Genomic DNA, 16,396 nt, shown 5'->3' on the forward strand with positions numbered 1-16,396 from the left:
ACGGTGCCCGCTGGCACCGCACCTCCCGTCCGCCGGTCAGGCCGTCCGCCGGTCAAGCGGTCCGGCGCACCGCGACCCGCCGCCGACGCCCGGCCACGGCCCACACCCCGGCGGTGACCAGGAGCGGCAGCCCGATCGCGAGCACCACGAGCGAGGTCGGGTCCGGCGCGAACGGCAGGTGCGAGACCCCGAGCGGCGTCGGCGTGAACCGCAGCGTGAGCGCACGGAGCGGCAGGACCCCGAGCGCGACCCCGACCAGCGAGCCGACCAGGGTGAGCACCGCGGCCTGCCAGGTGGAGACCCGACGGCGCACCCCGGGGGAGGCGCCGATCGCGTCCAGTACCTCGTCGTCCCGGCGACCGTCGGCGCGGGCCAACCCGATCGCGACCGTCGTGGCCCCGAGCGTGACGATGCCGGCGAGCAGGACGACGACCAGGGCGATCGGACGGAACGGGTCCTGTGGCCCGGCCTCGACGGTGAACGACGGGTACCAGGTGTCGGCCTGCTGCCCGGCGGCGGCCTGCCAGGTGGCGGCGAGGGTGTCCGCGCGTTCCGTGGACAGGCCGTCGGGGAAGCTGCCGACCAGGTAGTTCGGCGCGGTCTCCAGGCCGTGCCGTGCGGCGCCCTGCGGGGTGAGGAACACGGCGATCTGCAGCGGCTCGTCGGTGTGCTCGACCACGGCCGGCACGGTCGTGGTGTGCAGCGCCTTGCCGGTCGGCTTCTCCCCGTACATCGCGAACTGCGAGGCCTTCCGGGTGTCGAAACGGACGGCGCCGTCCTCGACGAACTCGCTCCGGACCGCCACCGCGTCGCCGCGCTCGAGGGCTGCGCGCGCCGCTCGGGACGGCTGGTGCCCGATCAGCACGCCGAGGTCGTCGGCGCTGCCCGTCAGGACGTGCGGGCTGCTGCTGTCCGGCCCCGCCAACCAGGCCGAGCAGGGTCCGCTGTCACCGCTCGCGCAGTCGGGCCGGTGGACGTCGACGGGCAGGGTGATCGGTTGGTCGTCCGAGCGGTTCTCGATGCTCGCCCCGAGCACGCGGACGTGCGCCTCCGGGACGACCTGTCGCACGACGCGCACCGCCCGTGCGGTGAGGTCGGCATCCGCTGCCCCGTCGGTGTCGGTCACCGAGGTCGTACCGACGCCCTCAGCGGTCCGGAACGTGTACTGCTCGTTGCTCTGGGCCGACTGCGACGCCGTGAAGGTCAGGACGACGGTGGCGACGAACACGACGCTCATCACGCTCGCGAGCACCGGGACGGTCCGGACCGGGTTGCGGACGGCGTCCCGGACGGCGATCCGGGCGGGCAGGCCGAACCGTTCGCCGACGCGGGCGACCGCGCCGAGCAGCCGCCGGGCGGCCAGGACGATGCCGAGCTGTGCCAGGCAGGGCCCGAGGGCGACTCCGGCACCGACGACGAGGGCCAGGTGGTCCTCCTGCACGGGGCGGGCGTTGAGCGCGAGGACGACGACACCGCACACCAGGGTCATCGCGATGCCGACGACCGTGAGCACCGGTCCGGCCGCCGCTGCCCAGCGTCGCCGGGAGACCGGGGCGGGGCGCGTGGCACCACGCAGGGCACTGTCGACGTCGACCCGGCTGGCGCTCCGGGCGGCGACGAGCGACGCGGCCCAGCCGGCCAGGATGCCCAGGACCAGCACGACGAGCAGCACCAGCCAGGGCAGGTGCACGCCGGGGTACTGCAACCGGTCGCCCGAGTCGAGCAGGTGGAACGCGACGACGCCACCGACGATGCCGAGCGCGGTCCCGACGGCCGCCCCGACGGCACCGAGCACGAGCCCGGACGACGACACCACCGTGAACAGGAAGCGCCGGTCCCCGCCGACGCTGGCGAGCACGGCGTGGGTCCGGGTGTCGGCGCGGGAGCTGACCAGGAACGCGGCCGCGGCGAGCAGCCCGACCTCGAAGAGCGCGAACACCCCGGCGAGCCCCACGTACCCGTAGCTGATGAGGGACCCCGAGCCGCGGGAGCTCGCGCTCGGGAACGGCGGGTGGAGCACGACGGCCCGCGACTCGACGACGATGCCGTGGTCGTTGTACCGCTGGATCTCCGGCCAGGTGATGCTGCGGTCGGGCAGGAACACCTGCGCGCCACCGTCGTCCGTGAGCCCGAGCGACCCCCACTCCCCGAACACCGCGAGGTCCGAGCTCGGCATGCCCAGGTCGCGGAGCGTCCCGACGACGGTGACCTGCCGCTGGACGGGGTCGTCGAGCTGCAGGGTCTGGCCGATCGCGATGTGCAACCGGTCGAGTGTCGCCGGGGTGACGAGGACCTGGTCCCCGGACTCCGGGACGCTGCCCTCGAGGTGCTGCCAGTGCCCCTGCAGGGCGCCGGCCCAGGTCTGCCCCTCGACGGCGTTGACCGTGACGGGGACCTTCGGGCCGCTGACGACCGCGGTGCTCTGCCGGACCGGGATCGACGCCGCACCGTCGGGTACGGAGCCGAGCAGGTCGGGCGTCGGGAAGGCGCTGGCGTCGGCGTCGGAGGTGTCCGGTCGGTCGTAGTACCGCTGCAGCGGGCTCTTCTTGGCGATGGTCGAGGTGTACCGGTCGACCGGGTCCTGCCGCAGGCCGGCGAGGTCGGGGCCGTTCGCCTCGAGCATCGCCGCGGACTGCCCGAGTTCGACGTCCAACCGGTCCTGGGTGCTCGGTGTGGTCGACGCGATGAGCACCCCACCCGCGGCCAGGCCGGCGATCGGCAGCCCGATGAGCGCCGCGACGAGCACGGCCCGCCCGGGCCGGGCGAACGCCAGACGTCGGGCCAGCAGCAGCGCCGGCCGGACGGCGAACGGGGTGCGGTTGCGGATCGTCGGGCGGTGCGTGTCCCGACGGGGCCGCTCGCTCACGGGTGGTCCTGCGCGTCGGTCAGGGCCAGCTCGACCCCGGCGTACACGGTCTCGTCGACGATGCGGCCGTCGCGGAGGAACACGATCCGGTCCGCCCACGCAGCGTGCCGGGCGTCGTGCGTGACGAGCAGCGCACCGGCACCGGAGTCGACGTGTCGGCGGAGCATGCGGAGCACGACCTCGCCGGTCTGGGAGTCGAGGGCCCCGGTCGGCTCGTCGGCGAGGACGAGCTTGCGATCGCCGACGACCCCGCGGGCGATGGCGACCCGCTGTCGCTGCCCGCCCGAGAGGTCGTCCGGCCAGGCGTCCAGCCGGTGGCCGAGTTCGACGCTCTCGAGCGCCAGCTCCGCCGCCTTCCGTGCACGTCCGGTGCGCCAGCCGTCGAGTTCGAGCGGCAGCGCCACGTTCTCGACCGCGGTCAGCGAGGGGATGAGGTTGAAGTCCTGGAACACGAAGCCGAGCACGCGTCGCCGCAGTGCTGCGAGTTCGCGGGCCGGGCGGTCGGACACCCATTCGCCGTCGATGCGGACCTCGCCGCTCGTCGGGGGCATCAGGGTGCCGGCGACCGACAGCAGCGTCGACTTCCCGGAGCCGGAGGTGCCCATCACGGCGACCATCTCACCGGGACGGATCGTCAGGTCGACACCGGCCAGGGCGGTCACAGCCTGCGCACCGCTGCCGTACTGCACGGCGACGGCGTCGAGTTCGAGGAGCGCGGTCGTGCTCATCGGACGGCACCCGTGCCGCGGCGGCCGGTGGGCTCGCTGCCGTACACGTCCTCGTCGTCCGGGGTGTCGGCGCTCGCCCGGGGAGTGGGTCGGTACCGCGCGACGCTCGACTCGACGTGGTCGAGCCACCGCACCTCGGACTCCGCCTGGAACACCATCGACTCGAGGACGAGCGACCACGCCAGCTCCGTCTCGGGGTCCGTGGTGCGCTTGAGTCGGGTCAGGTCCTGCAGCGCCCGGACCGCCGCCGTCCGCTGCACCTGCACGAGGCGCTGCACGTCCACGCCGGGCACGGTCACCGCGATGGCGAACTTGATCGCCAACTCGTCGCGGCCGCGCTTGGCGGGCACCGGTTCGCTGAACCACCGGTCGACCGCCTCGCGTCCCGCGTCGGTCGCCGTGTAGACGACGTGTCCGTCGTCGTCGGCGTCGCCGCGGGCCACGAGGCCGTCTCGCTCCAACCGGTCGAGCGTCGTGTAGACCTGGCCGATGTTCAGCGGCCAGCTGCCCCCCGTGCGGTGCTCGAACTCCCCCCGGAGCTGGTAGCCGTAGCCCGGCTCGGCCACCAGCAGTGCGAGTACGCCCATGCGAACGCTCATCGTTCCCCCTCGACCCGGCGGAGCACTTCTCCGCGGGCATACCGAGTATGCACATACTCGGTATGGGTCGGCAAGCGAACGCCGCGAACATCATCCGGACGACGGACGGGAGGCTCCCCACCGGACCGGTGAGGAGCCTCCCGTCATGCAGTCGGTGCGTCAACTGTGCAGCTTCGACAGCTCCTGGAACTCGTCGTCGGAGAGTTCGATCGTCGCGCCCTGCAGGTTGTCCTCGAGGTGGTCGACGCTCGAGGTGCCCGGGATCGGCAGCATGACGGGGGAGCGCTTCAGCAGCCAGGCCAGTGCGACCTGCGCCGGGGTGGCGTCCTTCTGCTTCGCCAGCTCGGTCAGCGGCGACTCCGCACCCGTCAGCCCACCGGTCGCGAGCGGGAACCACGGGATGAACCCGATGCCCTGCTGCTCCGACCAGTCGAGGAGCTCCTCGGCCGAGCGGTCGGTGAGGTTGTAGAGGTTCTGCACGGAGACGATCGTGGCGATCTCCTGCGCGGCCTTCACGTCGTCGACGGAGACCTCGGACAGGCCGATGTGGCGGATCTTGCCCTCGTCCTGCAGCTTCTTGAGCTCACCGATCTGGTCCCCCAGCGGGACCTTCGGGTCGATGCGGTGCAGCTGGAACAGGTCGATGCGCTCGAGACCCAGACGGCGGAGGCTCATCTCGGCCTCCTGGCGCAGGTACTCCGGGCGGCCGACCGGCGGCCACTCGTTCGGGCCGGTGCGGGTCAGGCCGGCCTTCGTCGCGATCACGACGTCGTCGCCGTAGGGGTGCAGGGCCTCCTTGAGGAGCTCCTCGGCGACGTAGGGGCCGTACGAGTCGGCGGTGTCGAAGAAGTTCACGCCGAGCTCGACGGCGCGCTTGAGGACGCGGATCGCCTCGTCGTGGTCCTTCGGCGGTCCCCACACGCCGGGGCCGGTGAGCTGCATGGTGCCGTAGCCGAGGCGGTTGACCTCGAGGTCCCCGCCGATGCGGAAGGTGCCGGACGAAGCGGCCGGACGGTTCGTGGTGTCAGTGCCAGTGGTCATGCACCCGGTCTACGCCTGCCCGGCACCACGGTCCTGAGGGTCCACCCGGGGACGGGGGTACGGCGTCTCTCCACGCTCGAGCATCCCGACCAGCTTCGCGACCCGGTTCGCCCGCGCAGTCGGGCTCGGGGCGGTCACCACCCGGTGCACGACCGCGTACCGGTTCGTCGCGTCGAGGTCGGCGAACAGCGCAGCTGCCGTGGGTACGGCGTCGAGCGCCGACCGGAGGTCCGCCGGCACCTCTGCGGTCGCGGCACCCGCGTACGCCCGGTCCCACCGGCCGTCGGACTTCGCCCGGTCGATCTCCGCCTGACCGCGTGGACGCATCCGTCCGGCCTCGACCAGCGCCGCGACCAGCCCGACGTTCCGCTGCGACCACAGCGACGCCTTCCGTCGCGGTGTGAACCGCTGGAGGAACGTGGCGTCGTCGAGGCCGCGCTTCGACCCGTCGATCCAGCCGGAGCAGAGCGCCTCGTCGAGGGCCTGCGCGTACGTCAGGCTCGTCGGACTCGTCGTGCCCTTCTTCGCGAGGACCAGCCACACCCCGTCGGACAGCTCCTCGTGCCCGTCCAACCAGGCACGCCAGGCAGCGGCGTCGGCGACGACGAACGGCTCGATCTCGGCGGCCACGCTCAGCCCCGGTCGTCGCTGCTGATCCGGACGGACGCGGCCCACGCCGACACCCAGGCCGGCAGGGTCAGGTCACGAGGTGACCCGCCGGTCGCCGCGAGCAGCTCGTCGGGCGACACCGAGCCTCCCGTCCGTCGCAGGAACCGGGCCTGCACCACCGCACGCGCCACGACGTCCCCGCGGCGGACGAACGTCTGCTCCATGTACACGGCGCGCTCGTCCACCCCGAGCACCCGCGACCGGAGCTCGAAGCGCTGCCCCAGCGTCAACGACCGCTTGTACGTGATCGTCTGCGCGGACACCACCGAGTACCAGCCGCGCTCGGCGTACGTGTGCCACGCGCCGGAGCGGAGCAGCAGGTCGAGACGACCGAGGTCGAGCAGCGACAGGTACTTGCCGTTGTTGACGTGCCGGAGCGGGTCCAGGTCGGTGAGCGTCACCCGGAACGGGGTCCGTGACTCGTCCCAGAGCGACAGGCGGCGGGGCGACAGGCGCACGCGCAGGGTCAGCAGCAGGAGCCGGAAGGTCAGGTTCACGGCACGATCCGACCACGTCCAGTACCGGGTCCAGGGCTTTCGGAGACGACCTTCAGCTTCGTTCGGCGATGACGGCCTCAGGCATTCCCACCAGGCGGGCACGGTCAGTGCCTCCCTCCGACGCTGCCAGGGCGAGTAGACCGGGACAGCAGACGAAAGGACCACGCATGCAGACACGCACGCTCGCCGACCTCCAGGTCGGCGCGATCGGCCTCGGCACCATGGGCATGAGCGCCTTCTACTCGGGCGCCGGCTCCGACGACGCCGAGTCCATCCGCACCATCCACCGCGCCATCGACCTCGGTGTCACGCTGTTCGACACCGCCGAGGCGTACGGCCCGTACACGAACGAGGACCTTCTCCGCCGGGCGCTGGAGGGCCGCCGCGACGAGGTCGTCATCGCCACGAAGTTCGGCCTGTACAAGCACGAGGCCGACGAGGAGACGCCGAGCCAGGAGCGCGGGCTGACCTCGGCCCCGCACTCCGTGCGCACCGCCCTCGAAGGGTCGCTCCGCCGCCTCGGCACCGACCACATCGACCTCTACTACCAGCACCGCGTCGACCCGGCCGTGCCGATCGAGGACGTCATCGGGCAGCTCGCCGGCTTCGTGCAGGAGGGCAAGATCCGCCACATCGGTCTGTCCGAGGCGAGTGCCGCGACGATCCGCAAGGCCCACGCCGTGCACCCGATCACCGCGCTGCAGAGCGAGTACTCGCTGTGGACCCGCGACCCCGAGGGCGACGTCCTCGACACGCTGCGCGAGCTCGGGATCGGTCTCGTGCCGTACTCGCCGCTCGGCCGTGGGTTCCTCACGGGCGCCATCACGAAGCCGTCCGACCTGGACGCCGACGACTTCCGTTCCGCCAACCCGCGCTTCCAGGAGGAGGCCTTCGCGGCGAACATGAAGATCGTCGACGCCGTGAAGGGCATCGCGGACGAGGTCGGCGGCACCCCCGCCCAGGTCGCGCTCGCGTGGCTCCTGGCCCAGGGCGACGACGTCGTCCCGATCCCGGGCACGAAGCGCGTCTCGCGGCTCGAGGAGAACGTCGGCGCGGCCGACCTCGCCCTCACGCCCGAGCAGGTCGAGCGCCTCTCGGCACTGCCGCTGCCGACCGGGGACCGCTACCCCGACATGTCGAGCATCGGTCGCTGACCGACGCCACCACCTGACGGACGGGAGGCACGGTGCCAGCTGGCACCGTGCCTCCCGTCTGTCGTCGGGTCGCGTCAGACCTCGGCGGCGAACGCCGCGACCCGCAACTGCAGGTCGTCCATCCGCTGGAGGCGGGCCGCCTCGACGTCGTACCCCTCGTACGCCGGCGGCGGGGTCTTCCGGACGTTCCGCGAACACTGGAAGTCCTGGCAGACCAGCGTGCCGACGGTGTCGCCCTTCCGACCCGCCGGGCCGGAGCGCTTGGCGCTGTAGAAGACGACGTCGTTCGGCAGCTTCACGTCCTGGCACCACGAGCACTGGGCGCGGGAGCGTGGCGAGGCCTCGGCCTGCCGGAACACGATGCCGACCAGCTCGCCGTCCAGGGTCGGGATGACTGCGTAGGCGCGGCGCGGGGTCTTCGGGTCACGCCACCCCAGGAAGGTGAGGTCGTCCCAGCGGACGGCCTCGAGGTCGGGGACGGTCATCTCGGTGACCTCGCGGCGGGAGGCGTTGACGAAGGAGGCGCGGAGGGCCTCGACGGTGATCGGGAGCATGGGTGAGCCTGTCGTTCTGGCACCGGCGCAGCAGGGTGCGTCACGGGTGCGGTTCGTTCGGAGGGTTCGACGACGACGCCGTGTCGGACGACACGGCGGGGGCGTCAGGCCCTGATGCCGGCGCAGGCGCCGACGACCTCCTCGGAACGGTTGCTCACACCAGCACCCTACGGCTGCGCGACGACGAGCACCAGCGAGCCCTCGTACGACGGCTGCACGCGGAGTCGGCCGTACCGGGCGTCCCACGAGCCGTCCTCGAGCGCGGTGCGGAGGGCGGCAACCGACCGGGCCGCGGTCATCTCGTCGACGGCCGCCCAGGCGGGGTCGGCTCGGCGGGCGGCGGCGTCGAGCAGGCGCTCCGGTCGTGCGTAGTACGCCTCGGAGAACCCGTCGACACACGTGAAGGGGATCGGCAGGCGGGTCGTCGAGACCTCGCCGCCCAGGGCATCGGCGATGCGGTCGAGCGTCGGCCAGCGTCGGGCGTCACGGGCCAGGACCTCGGGCGCGTAGGTGGCGAGCCAGTGGTCCTCGATGCGGGCCGGGTCGCGGGTGAGCAGGACGACGGGCCCCCGGGTGACCCGACGGACCTCGGCGAGACCCCGGTCGAGGTCCGACCACTCGGGCCACTCGGGCAGCGAGAAGGCCGACGAGGTGGCGTCGAAGGAGTCGTCGGCGAACGGCAGGGCCTCGGCGGCCGGGTCGACGACCGTGACGTCCCGGTCGCGCGGTGCGTACAGGACGCCCCCGGGGCCTGCGGTGACGTGCAGGACCGAGCGGGCCTGACCGAGCGCCACCCGGATCGCCCGCTCGAAGACCGGCTCCGGACGACGGTGGCGGGACGGGCTCGGACCACCGTCGGCCCCGCCGTGCTCGGCGTCGCCAGCCGGTCCGTCCGCAGTCCTCGTCACGCCGTCAGCCTACGGCGGGCAGGTCGGCGGCAACCGGTTGGTTCGGGGGCGGCTTCGGTCGGTCCGGCCGGTCTCAGTCGACCTGGTCGACCGACTCCGTCGACCGTACGGCGGCCCGCTGCTCCGCCAACTCGGTGGCGGCCCAGGTGCCGAGGAGCGACAGGGACCGCTCGGACTCCGACCCGGCGTCGGCGCCGTAGGTGAACACCGTCAGCCCGGGGTCGGCGACCAGTTCGAGCGCCTCGAACGTCAGCTCGAGCTCGCCGACGATCGGGTGGTGCAGGTGCTTCCGGCCCGAGCGGTGCACGTGCACGTCGTGCTCGGCCCACCAGGTGCGGAATTCCTCGCTCTTCGCCGAGAGCTCGCTGACCAGCGTCATCAGGCCCGGTTCGCACGGGTTCGAGGCCGCCGTGGTGCGGAGGACGGCCACGGCGTCGCGGGCGGTCTGCTCCCAGCGGGGGAAGAAGTCGCGGGCGGCGGGGTCGAGGAACGCGAAGCGCGCGGTGTTGACCGGGCGCCCGGCACCGGCGAACACCGGTGCGTACAGCGCGTGGCCGAGGGTGTTCGCGGCGACGATGTCGAGCCGCTCGTTGCGCACCCACGCCGGGGCACCGGTGATGGCGTCGAGCAGACGCTGCACCGCGGGACGCACCGACGTCGGCACCGGACGGTGGGTGGTCTTCACCCCTGCGTTCGCCAGGTGTGCGAGGTCCGCGAGGTGCGCGCGCTCCGCCTCGTCCAGCTGCAGGGCGTTGGCGAGGCCGTCGAGGACGCCCTCCGAGACGCCCTTGAGGGTGCCGCGTTCGAGTCGCGTGTAGTAGTCGACGCTGACGCCCGCGAGCATCGCGACCTCGTGCCGACGGAGTCCGGGGACTCGTCGGGTGCCGCCGCCGAACGACGGCATGCCCGCCTGGTCCGGGGTGAGCCGGGCTCGTCGGCTGGACAGGAAGTCGCGGATCTCGTTGCGGACGTCGATACCCATGTCCCCAGGCTACGTGCCCGCCGGTGTGCCCGGCTGCGGGCGTCGGACGGGAGGCGCGGCACCGGTCCGGAGGCGCGCCTCCCGTCCGTCGTCGGGTTCCGCCGGCACGGCGCTGCCGGATGCGCTGTGGCTAGAGGGCGCGGCCGGTGTGCGCGGCGAGCCAGGCGGCCGGGTCGATCGGCAGCGTGCCGTCCATGAGGACCTCGAGGTGCAGGTGCGCCCCGGTCGAGACCCCGGAGGACCCGACGCTGCCGATGAACTGGCCGGGCTCGACGCGGTCGCCGACCTTGAGCGGCGACGAACCGGGGATCATGTGGCCGTACAGGGTCGAGACCTTCCGGCCGTCCACCTCGTGGTCGATGATCACGGTCTCGCCGTACGAGAAGTAGATCCCCGACACCCGCACGGTGCCCGCGGCGACGGCGCCGATCGGAGCGCCCATGCCCGGGTTGAAGTCGAGCCCCTGGTGCAGGGACGAGCAGGCGCCACACGGAGCGGTGCGGTACCCGAAGCCGGAGCTCATCCGCACCGGGCCCGGGAACGGCGAGCGGACGTCGCCGCCGTACGTGACCGTCTCGCCGGCCGCCACAGCACCGGCGCCCGTCGAGGCGACACCGCCGCCGACCGTGAAGCCGTCGCGCGAGGTGCTCGGCAGCGCCACCTGGGTGACGGCGAAGTCCTGGGTGCTGACGGCGGGGGCGAGGGTCGCGATGGCGGCGGAGGTGCCGGTGCTGGCGTGCGCGGGCATCGCGGCGGCGCCGAACATCGCGAGTGCGGCGGCGGCGCTCGTCAGGGTGAGGCGGCTGGCGCGGGCTCCGCGGCCGCGGCGGCGGTTCACCGGGGTGGCGGGGTTGGCGGCCGTCTTGCTGGCGACGGCGACCGCGCGGCGGGGGACCCGGCGGATGCGGGTGTCGGCGTGCGCGGCGGCCGGCGTGGTGACGACCGGGGTGGTGCGCGCCTGAGCGGTGACGACCGGGGTCGTGGCGGTCGGCGTGCGCTCGGGTGCCGGTCGCGGTGCACGCGTTCGGGGCTTCGTCGCGGCGGCCTGCTCGGCACGCTCCGCCGCCAGGGCAGCACGACGCGTCAGGTGCACGACGGGCGTGCTGCGGGGGTGGTCTGCGTCAGGGAGAGTCATGGCCGGAGCCCATTCTGCACGAACCTGTCCGGTTGTACAGCCCCTCTTCCCCCGGCCGACCGCGGGCGGGGGTGCGCAGATCGACGGGATCCGGGCCTCCCGGCTGTGGATCAGTAGTGTCGAGACGAGCGACGGAGAGGACCCCTCATGGCCCGATCGCCGCGGGAGCGGCACGAACCCATCGACCTGCGGTCGGCGGAGGTCGTGCTCGCCGGCACCCAGGACCTGCTCCCGATCCTGCGGGCCGCTGCCGTCCGTGCCGGAGTCGATGCAGCGCGGATGCGCGTGGTCGGTGTCGACGACGTGCCGGAGCTGCACGAGACCGCCGATGCGGAGCTCGCGGTCATCGCGATCCGCCGGCCCGGCGAGGACCCCGCGTTCCACCGGGCGCAGGAAGCGGCCGAGCTCCTCGAACCCCTGCTCCGGCCGGGTGCGGTGCGCATCGTGATCACCGTGTCACGGGCGACCCGACTGGCCCCGAAGCTCGAGCGCGCCCTGACCGCCGAGGTCCTGCACCAGCTCGGTGCGGCGAGGGCCTGGTCGGGGTTCCGTCGGCCCTTCCGGAACCTGCGCACCCGGCTCGGGACGGCCGGTCTGCGGGCGGCCGGGCTCCGGGTGTTCCGCCTGACGGTCTGAGCGTTCCGCGGCGGACACGGCTGGTCGCTTCCTCCACAGGTCCGGGGATCACTGGCGCTCCTCCACAGGACGGGTATCTTGATGTCGAGACATCTCACGCCGCGAGTAGCGTGGGGGCACGGACCGCGCGAACAAGGGAGTACCCGCCAGCATGGCCAAGATCATCTACACGCTCACCGACGAGGCCCCGTTCCTCGCCACCCACTCCTTCCTGCCCGTCATCGCGTCCTTCGCGAAGACCGCGGGCGTCGAGGTCGAGACCCGCGACATCTCGCTGTCGGGCCGGATCATCGCCCTGTTCCCGGAGCGGCTCAGTGCTGAGCAGCGCCTGGACGACGCCCTGGCCGAACTCGGCGAGCTCGCCGGGACGCCCGAGGCCAACATCATCAAGCTGCCGAACATCTCGGCCTCGATCCCGCAGCTCAAGGTCGCCATCGCCGAACTGCAGTCGCAGGGCTACGACCTGCCGGACTACCCCGACGAGCCGACCACCGACGACGAGCGCGACGCCCGCGCCCGCTACGACCGCGTCAAGGGCAGTGCCGTCAACCCGGTGCTGCGCGAAGGCAACTCGGACCGTCGTGCACCCCTGTCGGTGAAGAACTACGCCCGCAAGCACCCGCACCGCATGGGCAAGTGGAGCTCCGACTCGAAGACGAACGTCGTCACGATGGGCGTCGACGACTTCCGCTCCAACGAGAAGTCCTGGGTCGCCCCGGCCGACGACACCCTGACCATCACCTTCGTCGGACAGGACGGCAGCGAGCAGGTGCTCAAGCAGTCGATCCCCGTCGTCTCCGGCGAGGTCGTGGACGGCACCGTGCTGCACGTCGCCGCGCTCGAGCAGTTCCTGCAGAAGCAGATCCAGCGCGCCGCGGACGAGGACCTGCTGTTCTCGGTCCACCTCAAGGCCACGATGATGAAGGTCTCGGACCCGATCATCTTCGGGCACGTCATCCGGGCGTTCTTCCCCGACGTGTTCGCGCGGTACGGCGCCGACCTCGCCGCCGCCGGGCTCACCCCGAACGACGGCCTGGGCTCGATCTACGCCGGACTCGACGCGCTGCCGAACGGCGCCGAGATCAAGCGGGCGTTCCAGGACGGCATCGACGCCGGCCCCGACCTCGCCATGGTCGACTCCGACAAGGGCATCACGAACCTGCACGTCCCGAGCGACGTCATCGTGGACGCCTCGATGCCCGCGATGATCCGCACCTCCGGCCACATGTGGGGCCCGGACGGCGACGAGCACGACACCGTCGCGGTCATCCCGGACTCCAGCTACGCCGGCATCTACCAGGCCGTCATCGAGGACTGCCGTGCCCACGGCGCCTTCGACCCGGCGACCATGGGCTCGGTGCCGAACGTCGGACTCATGGCGCTCAAGGCCGAGGAGTACGGCTCGCACGACAAGACCTTCGAGCTGCCGGGCGACGGCGTCGTCCGCGTCACGAACGCCGCCGGCGAGACCGTCCTCGAGCACGACGTCGAGCAGGGCGACATCTGGCGTGCCTGCCAGACCAAGGACATCGCGATCCGCGACTGGGTGAAGCTCGCCGTCACCCGCGCCCGCGCCACCGGTTCGCCCGCCGTGTTCTGGCTCGACGAGACCCGCGCCCACGACGCGGTCCTGATCGGCCTGGTCCGCACGTACCTGCAGGAGCACGACACCGACGGGCTGCAGATCGAGATCCTGTCGCCGGAGGACGCCATGCGCTTCTCCCTCGACCGGATCCGCCGTGGCGAGGACACCATCTCCGTCACCGGCAACGTCCTGCGCGACTACCTGACCGACCTGTTCCCGATCATGGAGCTCGGCACCTCGGCGAAGATGCTCTCCGTCGTCCCGCTCCTCGGCGGTGGCGGCCTGTTCGAGACCGGGGCCGGCGGCTCCGCACCGAAGCACGTCCAGCAGCTGGTGCAGCAGAACTACCTGCGCTGGGACAGCCTGGGCGAGTTCCTGGCCCTCGCGGTCAGCCTCGAGCACCTGGCCGGCGTCACCGGCAACGCCCGGGCGAAGGTCCTGGCGGACACGCTCGACCGCGCGACCGGCACCTTCCTCGACGAGGACAAGTCCCCGGGTCGCAAGCTCGGCTCGATCGACAACCGCGGCAGCCACTTCTACCTGGCGAAGTACTGGGCGGAGGAGCTCGCGGCGCAGACCCAGGACACCGAGCTCGCTGCGGCGTTCCAGGGCCTCGCGACGACCCTCGCCGAGCACGAGGACACCATCGTCGAGGAACTCGTCGCGGTGCAGGGTCACCCGGCGGACATCGGCGGCTACTACCGGCCCGACGACGCCAAGACCAGCGCGGTCATGCGTCCGTCGGCGACGCTGAACGCGGCGCTCGCCAGCCTGTAGGCGCGACCACACGACGGACGGGAGGCCCGGTGCCAGCTGGCACCGGGCCTCCCGTCCTGTGTGTGCGAGCCACGCCGCAGGCCACGTGGCGCGCTGCAGGCCACGCGCAACGCTGCGGGCCACGCGTCACGCCGCGGGCCACCCGCGCGGCGGCTCAGCGGGACGGGACCGGCGGGCCGATCGTCAGCAGGACGCCGAACACGGCGGCCACGAGCACGACCCCGACCAGCGCCGCGAGCACCGGGTGCCGCACGACGACGAAGAGCAGCCGGTCGAGCGGACCCGGGCGCTCCCCGGCCTCGGGGCCGCGACGCCACCCACCGTCGAGCATGCCGCGGCGGGCGACACCGACCTCGAACGGCAGCGTCGTGTACGGCACGACCGCGCTCAGCCAGCCGAGGACCGTCGCGCCGAACGACCACCGCTGGTTCACCGCGACGACCGTCGTGACGACGAGGTACGCCAGGAACACGAAGCCGTGCACCCCGCCACCGATCCGGACGGGCCAGTCACCGGCGCCCAGGCCGTACTTCAGCAGCATGCCCACCAGCAGCAGGGTCCAGGTCACGAGTTCGGCGATCGCGAGGCCGCGGAACAGGGATCGAGGGGTCATGGCCCCCATCGTGGCGGACCCCGGGTGGAAGACGGGTGGACGGCCCCCGCACGCCAGGACGCCCCGGGCCGTTGTGCCCGGGGCGTCCTGTCGTCAGCGGCGGCCGACGACGATCACGACGCTCAGCGGCGGACAGTCACCACCTGCCCGAGACGGTTCACGCCTGTCGTGGCGTCCCACGTACCGACGTTCGCGGTCTGGATCGCGAACGCCGGGTCGCGGGAGACGGACCGCTCGGAGGCGGGCATCGCGAGGGCCACGTCCCACTTGCCGGCCGGCACCCCACGGAGCGACGCGGTCACGGTCGCCGTCGTGCCCGGCTGCCACGAGGACGCGTCGGCACGGACGGGCACGGTGACGTGTCGGTGGCCGTTGGTCAGCACGAGCTGGACCGGGCGGTGGTTGTACGGCGCTGCCCAGCCGTCGTTCCGCACGGACACCGAGACCGCGGCGTGCTTGCCGGAGGTCACCGTGCTCGAGGTCAGCGTGAACCGGTAGCCGAGCTTCTTCGCCGCGTCGGTCATGCCGTCCTGACCCCAGGTCGACAGGACGTCCTTGTTGTAGTCCAGGTTGAGGTAGCTGTAGTGGTACTTCGCCATCTCGGCCGAGGCGGACGGGTACTCGGACCGCGGCGCGTTCACGGCGCAGGTCTCCCCGCCGACCGGGACGTACCGCGAATCGGCGGCCAGGTAGTCCTGGTCGAGCGACAACGGGTCGCTCAGGAAGGTGCCGAAGTCGTCGGGCGAGGCCAGGAAGCAGTCGTTGTGGTGACCGATCCGGGACGCGGCCGACCCGTCGTGCGCCTGCCGTGGTGTGAGTGCCCCGGCGGTGCCCGAGGGGGTCCGGAGCGCGTCCTGCTTCATCTGCATGGTGCGGACCTGGATGGAGCGGCTGGACGGCAGGGCTGCGAGCTCGGCCTGGATGACCTGTCGTCGGGCGTCCTTGTCCGCCTCGGTCAGCACACCGGGGTTGGCCGGGTCGCTGGCGAAGTGGTCGGTGTAGTAGCCCTCGCCCCAGAGGCCGATGAAGCCCTCCTGCAGGGTCGGGATCACGTCGGCGTTCCGGCGGAGGGTCGGCGTGAGCTGCTTGATGTGCGCGAGCACCGTCGGCAGGTCGGCGTCGCCGTACGGAGCCGAGTACGGGTAGCTGCCGCCCTGGACGTAGGCGAAGCGGGTGATCACGCTGACGCCGGCTGCTCGCGCGGTGTCGTAGTCGTGCTGCACCAGCTGCAGCCAGGCGGGGCTGAGTCGCCGCTGGTCGACGAAGGCCTCCATGTAGAACACCCGGACGATCTGGGTGACGCCGTCGGCGCGGTAGCCCTGCAGCGTGCCGGCGTCGAGCGGGGTGTAGCCGCTGCCGTCGGCGCGGTAGTGCGTCTCGGTGGTGTGGTCGAACCCACGCTGGGGGTTCGGGATGACGGCGTCGCTCGCCGTGTAGGACACGGTGGAGCTGGTCGGCGCCGGGTGGTGGTCGCTGTGTGACGACGACGCCCACGCGTTCGTCGGCACGGCGAGTGCGATCACGGCCGCGAGTGCGGCGGTGGTGATGGTGCGGTGCTGCATCGGACGAGCCCCTGACCTCGGCGCAGGTGCGGATCGACACCCCCTGGTGTCGGAACCTGCGCGAATGTGATCTGAAGGTAGGTCAAACGA

Annotated in this window: 15 protein-coding genes; 3 read left to right on the forward strand and 12 right to left on the reverse strand. The window is 72.4% G+C overall.

Annotated features, from left to right (window positions below; translation table 11 throughout):
• Nucleotides 1–52: 52 nt before the first annotated feature.
• The 6 genes from SOM35_RS10140 to SOM35_RS10165 all read right to left on the reverse strand — a co-directional run bounded on the left by SOM35_RS10140 (nucleotide 53) and on the right by SOM35_RS10165 (nucleotide 6,400).
• Nucleotides 53–2,866 carry an FtsX-like permease family protein gene (locus SOM35_RS10140; protein ID WP_320515305.1) on the reverse strand — a complete coding sequence of 938 codons (2,814 nt, stop codon included), beginning with the start codon at nucleotides 2,864–2,866 and terminating at the stop codon, nucleotides 53–55.
• Nucleotides 2,863–3,594, reverse strand: coding sequence for an ABC transporter ATP-binding protein (locus tag SOM35_RS10145; RefSeq protein ID WP_320515306.1), 732 nt, complete (start codon nucleotides 3,592–3,594; stop codon nucleotides 2,863–2,865). Before SOM35_RS10145 ends, SOM35_RS10140 begins: the two co-directional genes overlap by 4 nt.
• Nucleotides 3,591–4,193: a PadR family transcriptional regulator gene (locus SOM35_RS10150; RefSeq protein WP_320515307.1), complete on the reverse strand. Its 603-nt coding sequence runs from the start codon at nucleotides 4,191–4,193 to the stop codon at nucleotides 3,591–3,593. The genes SOM35_RS10145 and SOM35_RS10150 overlap by 4 nt, the downstream gene beginning before the upstream one ends.
• Nucleotides 4,194–4,352: 159 nt before the next feature.
• Complete coding sequence (locus tag SOM35_RS10155; protein ID WP_320515308.1) at nucleotides 4,353–5,234, reverse strand: aldo/keto reductase; 882 nt, start codon at nucleotides 5,232–5,234, stop codon at nucleotides 4,353–4,355.
• A 9-nt stretch (nucleotides 5,235–5,243) separates the two neighbouring features.
• The gene (locus tag SOM35_RS10160; protein WP_221851331.1) at nucleotides 5,244–5,870 is read right to left on the reverse strand and encodes a YdeI/OmpD-associated family protein; all 627 of its coding nucleotides are present in this window, start codon (nucleotides 5,868–5,870) and stop codon (nucleotides 5,244–5,246) included.
• Complete coding sequence (locus SOM35_RS10165) at nucleotides 5,867–6,400, reverse strand: thioesterase family protein (protein ID WP_320515309.1); 534 nt, start codon at nucleotides 6,398–6,400, stop codon at nucleotides 5,867–5,869. The genes SOM35_RS10160 and SOM35_RS10165 overlap by 4 nt, the downstream gene beginning before the upstream one ends.
• 167 nt (nucleotides 6,401–6,567) lie before the next feature.
• Between SOM35_RS10165 and SOM35_RS10170 the strand changes: the two genes are divergently transcribed.
• Entirely contained in the window at nucleotides 6,568–7,554 is a 987-nt protein-coding gene (locus SOM35_RS10170; protein WP_320515310.1) for an aldo/keto reductase, read from the forward strand.
• A gap of 74 nt (nucleotides 7,555–7,628) precedes the next feature.
• Here SOM35_RS10170 and SOM35_RS10175 read toward each other — a convergent pair whose 3' ends face one another.
• The 4 genes from SOM35_RS10175 to SOM35_RS10190 form a co-directional block, all read right to left on the reverse strand.
• Complete coding sequence (locus tag SOM35_RS10175) at nucleotides 7,629–8,108, reverse strand: FBP domain-containing protein (protein ID WP_320515311.1); 480 nt, start codon at nucleotides 8,106–8,108, stop codon at nucleotides 7,629–7,631.
• 167 nt (nucleotides 8,109–8,275) lie between these two features.
• Nucleotides 8,276–9,016 (reverse strand): class I SAM-dependent methyltransferase, encoded by a 741-nt coding sequence (locus tag SOM35_RS10180; protein ID WP_320515312.1) that lies wholly within the window; start codon nucleotides 9,014–9,016, stop codon nucleotides 8,276–8,278.
• A 73-nt stretch (nucleotides 9,017–9,089) separates the two neighbouring features.
• Nucleotides 9,090–9,998: a helix-turn-helix transcriptional regulator gene (locus SOM35_RS10185; protein ID WP_221851274.1), complete on the reverse strand. Its 909-nt coding sequence runs from the start codon at nucleotides 9,996–9,998 to the stop codon at nucleotides 9,090–9,092.
• Nucleotides 9,999–10,128: 130 nt separating this feature from the next.
• Complete coding sequence (locus SOM35_RS10190; RefSeq protein ID WP_320515313.1) at nucleotides 10,129–11,133, reverse strand: M23 family metallopeptidase; 1,005 nt, start codon at nucleotides 11,131–11,133, stop codon at nucleotides 10,129–10,131.
• A 147-nt stretch (nucleotides 11,134–11,280) separates the two neighbouring features.
• Here SOM35_RS10190 and SOM35_RS10195 point away from each other — a divergent pair, with 147 nt between their 5' ends.
• Both SOM35_RS10195 and SOM35_RS10200 read left to right on the forward strand, forming a co-directional pair.
• Nucleotides 11,281–11,769, forward strand: a complete 489-nt coding sequence (locus SOM35_RS10195) for a hypothetical protein (protein WP_221851268.1) — start codon at nucleotides 11,281–11,283, stop codon at nucleotides 11,767–11,769.
• A gap of 151 nt (nucleotides 11,770–11,920) precedes the next feature.
• Complete coding sequence (locus tag SOM35_RS10200; RefSeq protein ID WP_111074070.1) at nucleotides 11,921–14,131, forward strand: NADP-dependent isocitrate dehydrogenase; 2,211 nt, start codon at nucleotides 11,921–11,923, stop codon at nucleotides 14,129–14,131.
• A 154-nt stretch (nucleotides 14,132–14,285) separates the two neighbouring features.
• On the opposite strand, the gene SOM35_RS10205 is transcribed toward SOM35_RS10200, so the two are convergent.
• Nucleotides 14,286–14,744 carry a DUF3817 domain-containing protein gene (locus tag SOM35_RS10205; protein ID WP_320515314.1) on the reverse strand — a complete coding sequence of 153 codons (459 nt, stop codon included), beginning with the start codon at nucleotides 14,742–14,744 and terminating at the stop codon, nucleotides 14,286–14,288.
• Between the two features lie 122 nt (nucleotides 14,745–14,866).
• Complete coding sequence (locus SOM35_RS10210; protein ID WP_320515315.1) at nucleotides 14,867–16,306, reverse strand: DUF4832 domain-containing protein; 1,440 nt, start codon at nucleotides 16,304–16,306, stop codon at nucleotides 14,867–14,869.
• Between the last annotated feature and the right edge of the window lie 90 nt (nucleotides 16,307–16,396).

The organism is Curtobacterium sp. CFBP9011 (assembly GCF_034045095.1).
Classification (GTDB): domain Bacteria; phylum Actinomycetota; class Actinomycetes; order Actinomycetales; family Microbacteriaceae; genus Curtobacterium.

Bases quoted from the DNA above. Each gene is read 5' to 3' on its own strand.
- SOM35_RS10200 (WP_111074070.1), top strand. From the start codon at position 11,921: ATGGCCAAGATCATCTACACGCTCACCGACGAGGCCCCGTTCCTCGCC.
- SOM35_RS10190 (WP_320515313.1), bottom strand. From the start codon at position 11,133: ATGACTCTCCCTGACGCAGACCACCCCCGCAGCACGCCCGTCGTGCAC.
- SOM35_RS10210 (WP_320515315.1), bottom strand. From the start codon at position 16,306: ATGCAGCACCGCACCATCACCACCGCCGCACTCGCGGCCGTGATCGCA.
- SOM35_RS10175 (WP_320515311.1), bottom strand. From the start codon at position 8,108: ATGCTCCCGATCACCGTCGAGGCCCTCCGCGCCTCCTTCGTCAACGCC.
- SOM35_RS10205 (WP_320515314.1), bottom strand. From the start codon at position 14,744: ATGACCCCTCGATCCCTGTTCCGCGGCCTCGCGATCGCCGAACTCGTG.
- SOM35_RS10185 (WP_221851274.1), bottom strand. From the start codon at position 9,998: ATGGGTATCGACGTCCGCAACGAGATCCGCGACTTCCTGTCCAGCCGA.
- SOM35_RS10150 (WP_320515307.1), bottom strand. From the start codon at position 4,193: ATGAGCGTTCGCATGGGCGTACTCGCACTGCTGGTGGCCGAGCCGGGC.
- SOM35_RS10170 (WP_320515310.1), top strand. From the start codon at position 6,568: ATGCAGACACGCACGCTCGCCGACCTCCAGGTCGGCGCGATCGGCCTC.
- SOM35_RS10195 (WP_221851268.1), top strand. From the start codon at position 11,281: ATGGCCCGATCGCCGCGGGAGCGGCACGAACCCATCGACCTGCGGTCG.
- SOM35_RS10145 (WP_320515306.1), bottom strand. From the start codon at position 3,594: ATGAGCACGACCGCGCTCCTCGAACTCGACGCCGTCGCCGTGCAGTAC.
- SOM35_RS10155 (WP_320515308.1), bottom strand. From the start codon at position 5,234: ATGACCACTGGCACTGACACCACGAACCGTCCGGCCGCTTCGTCCGGC.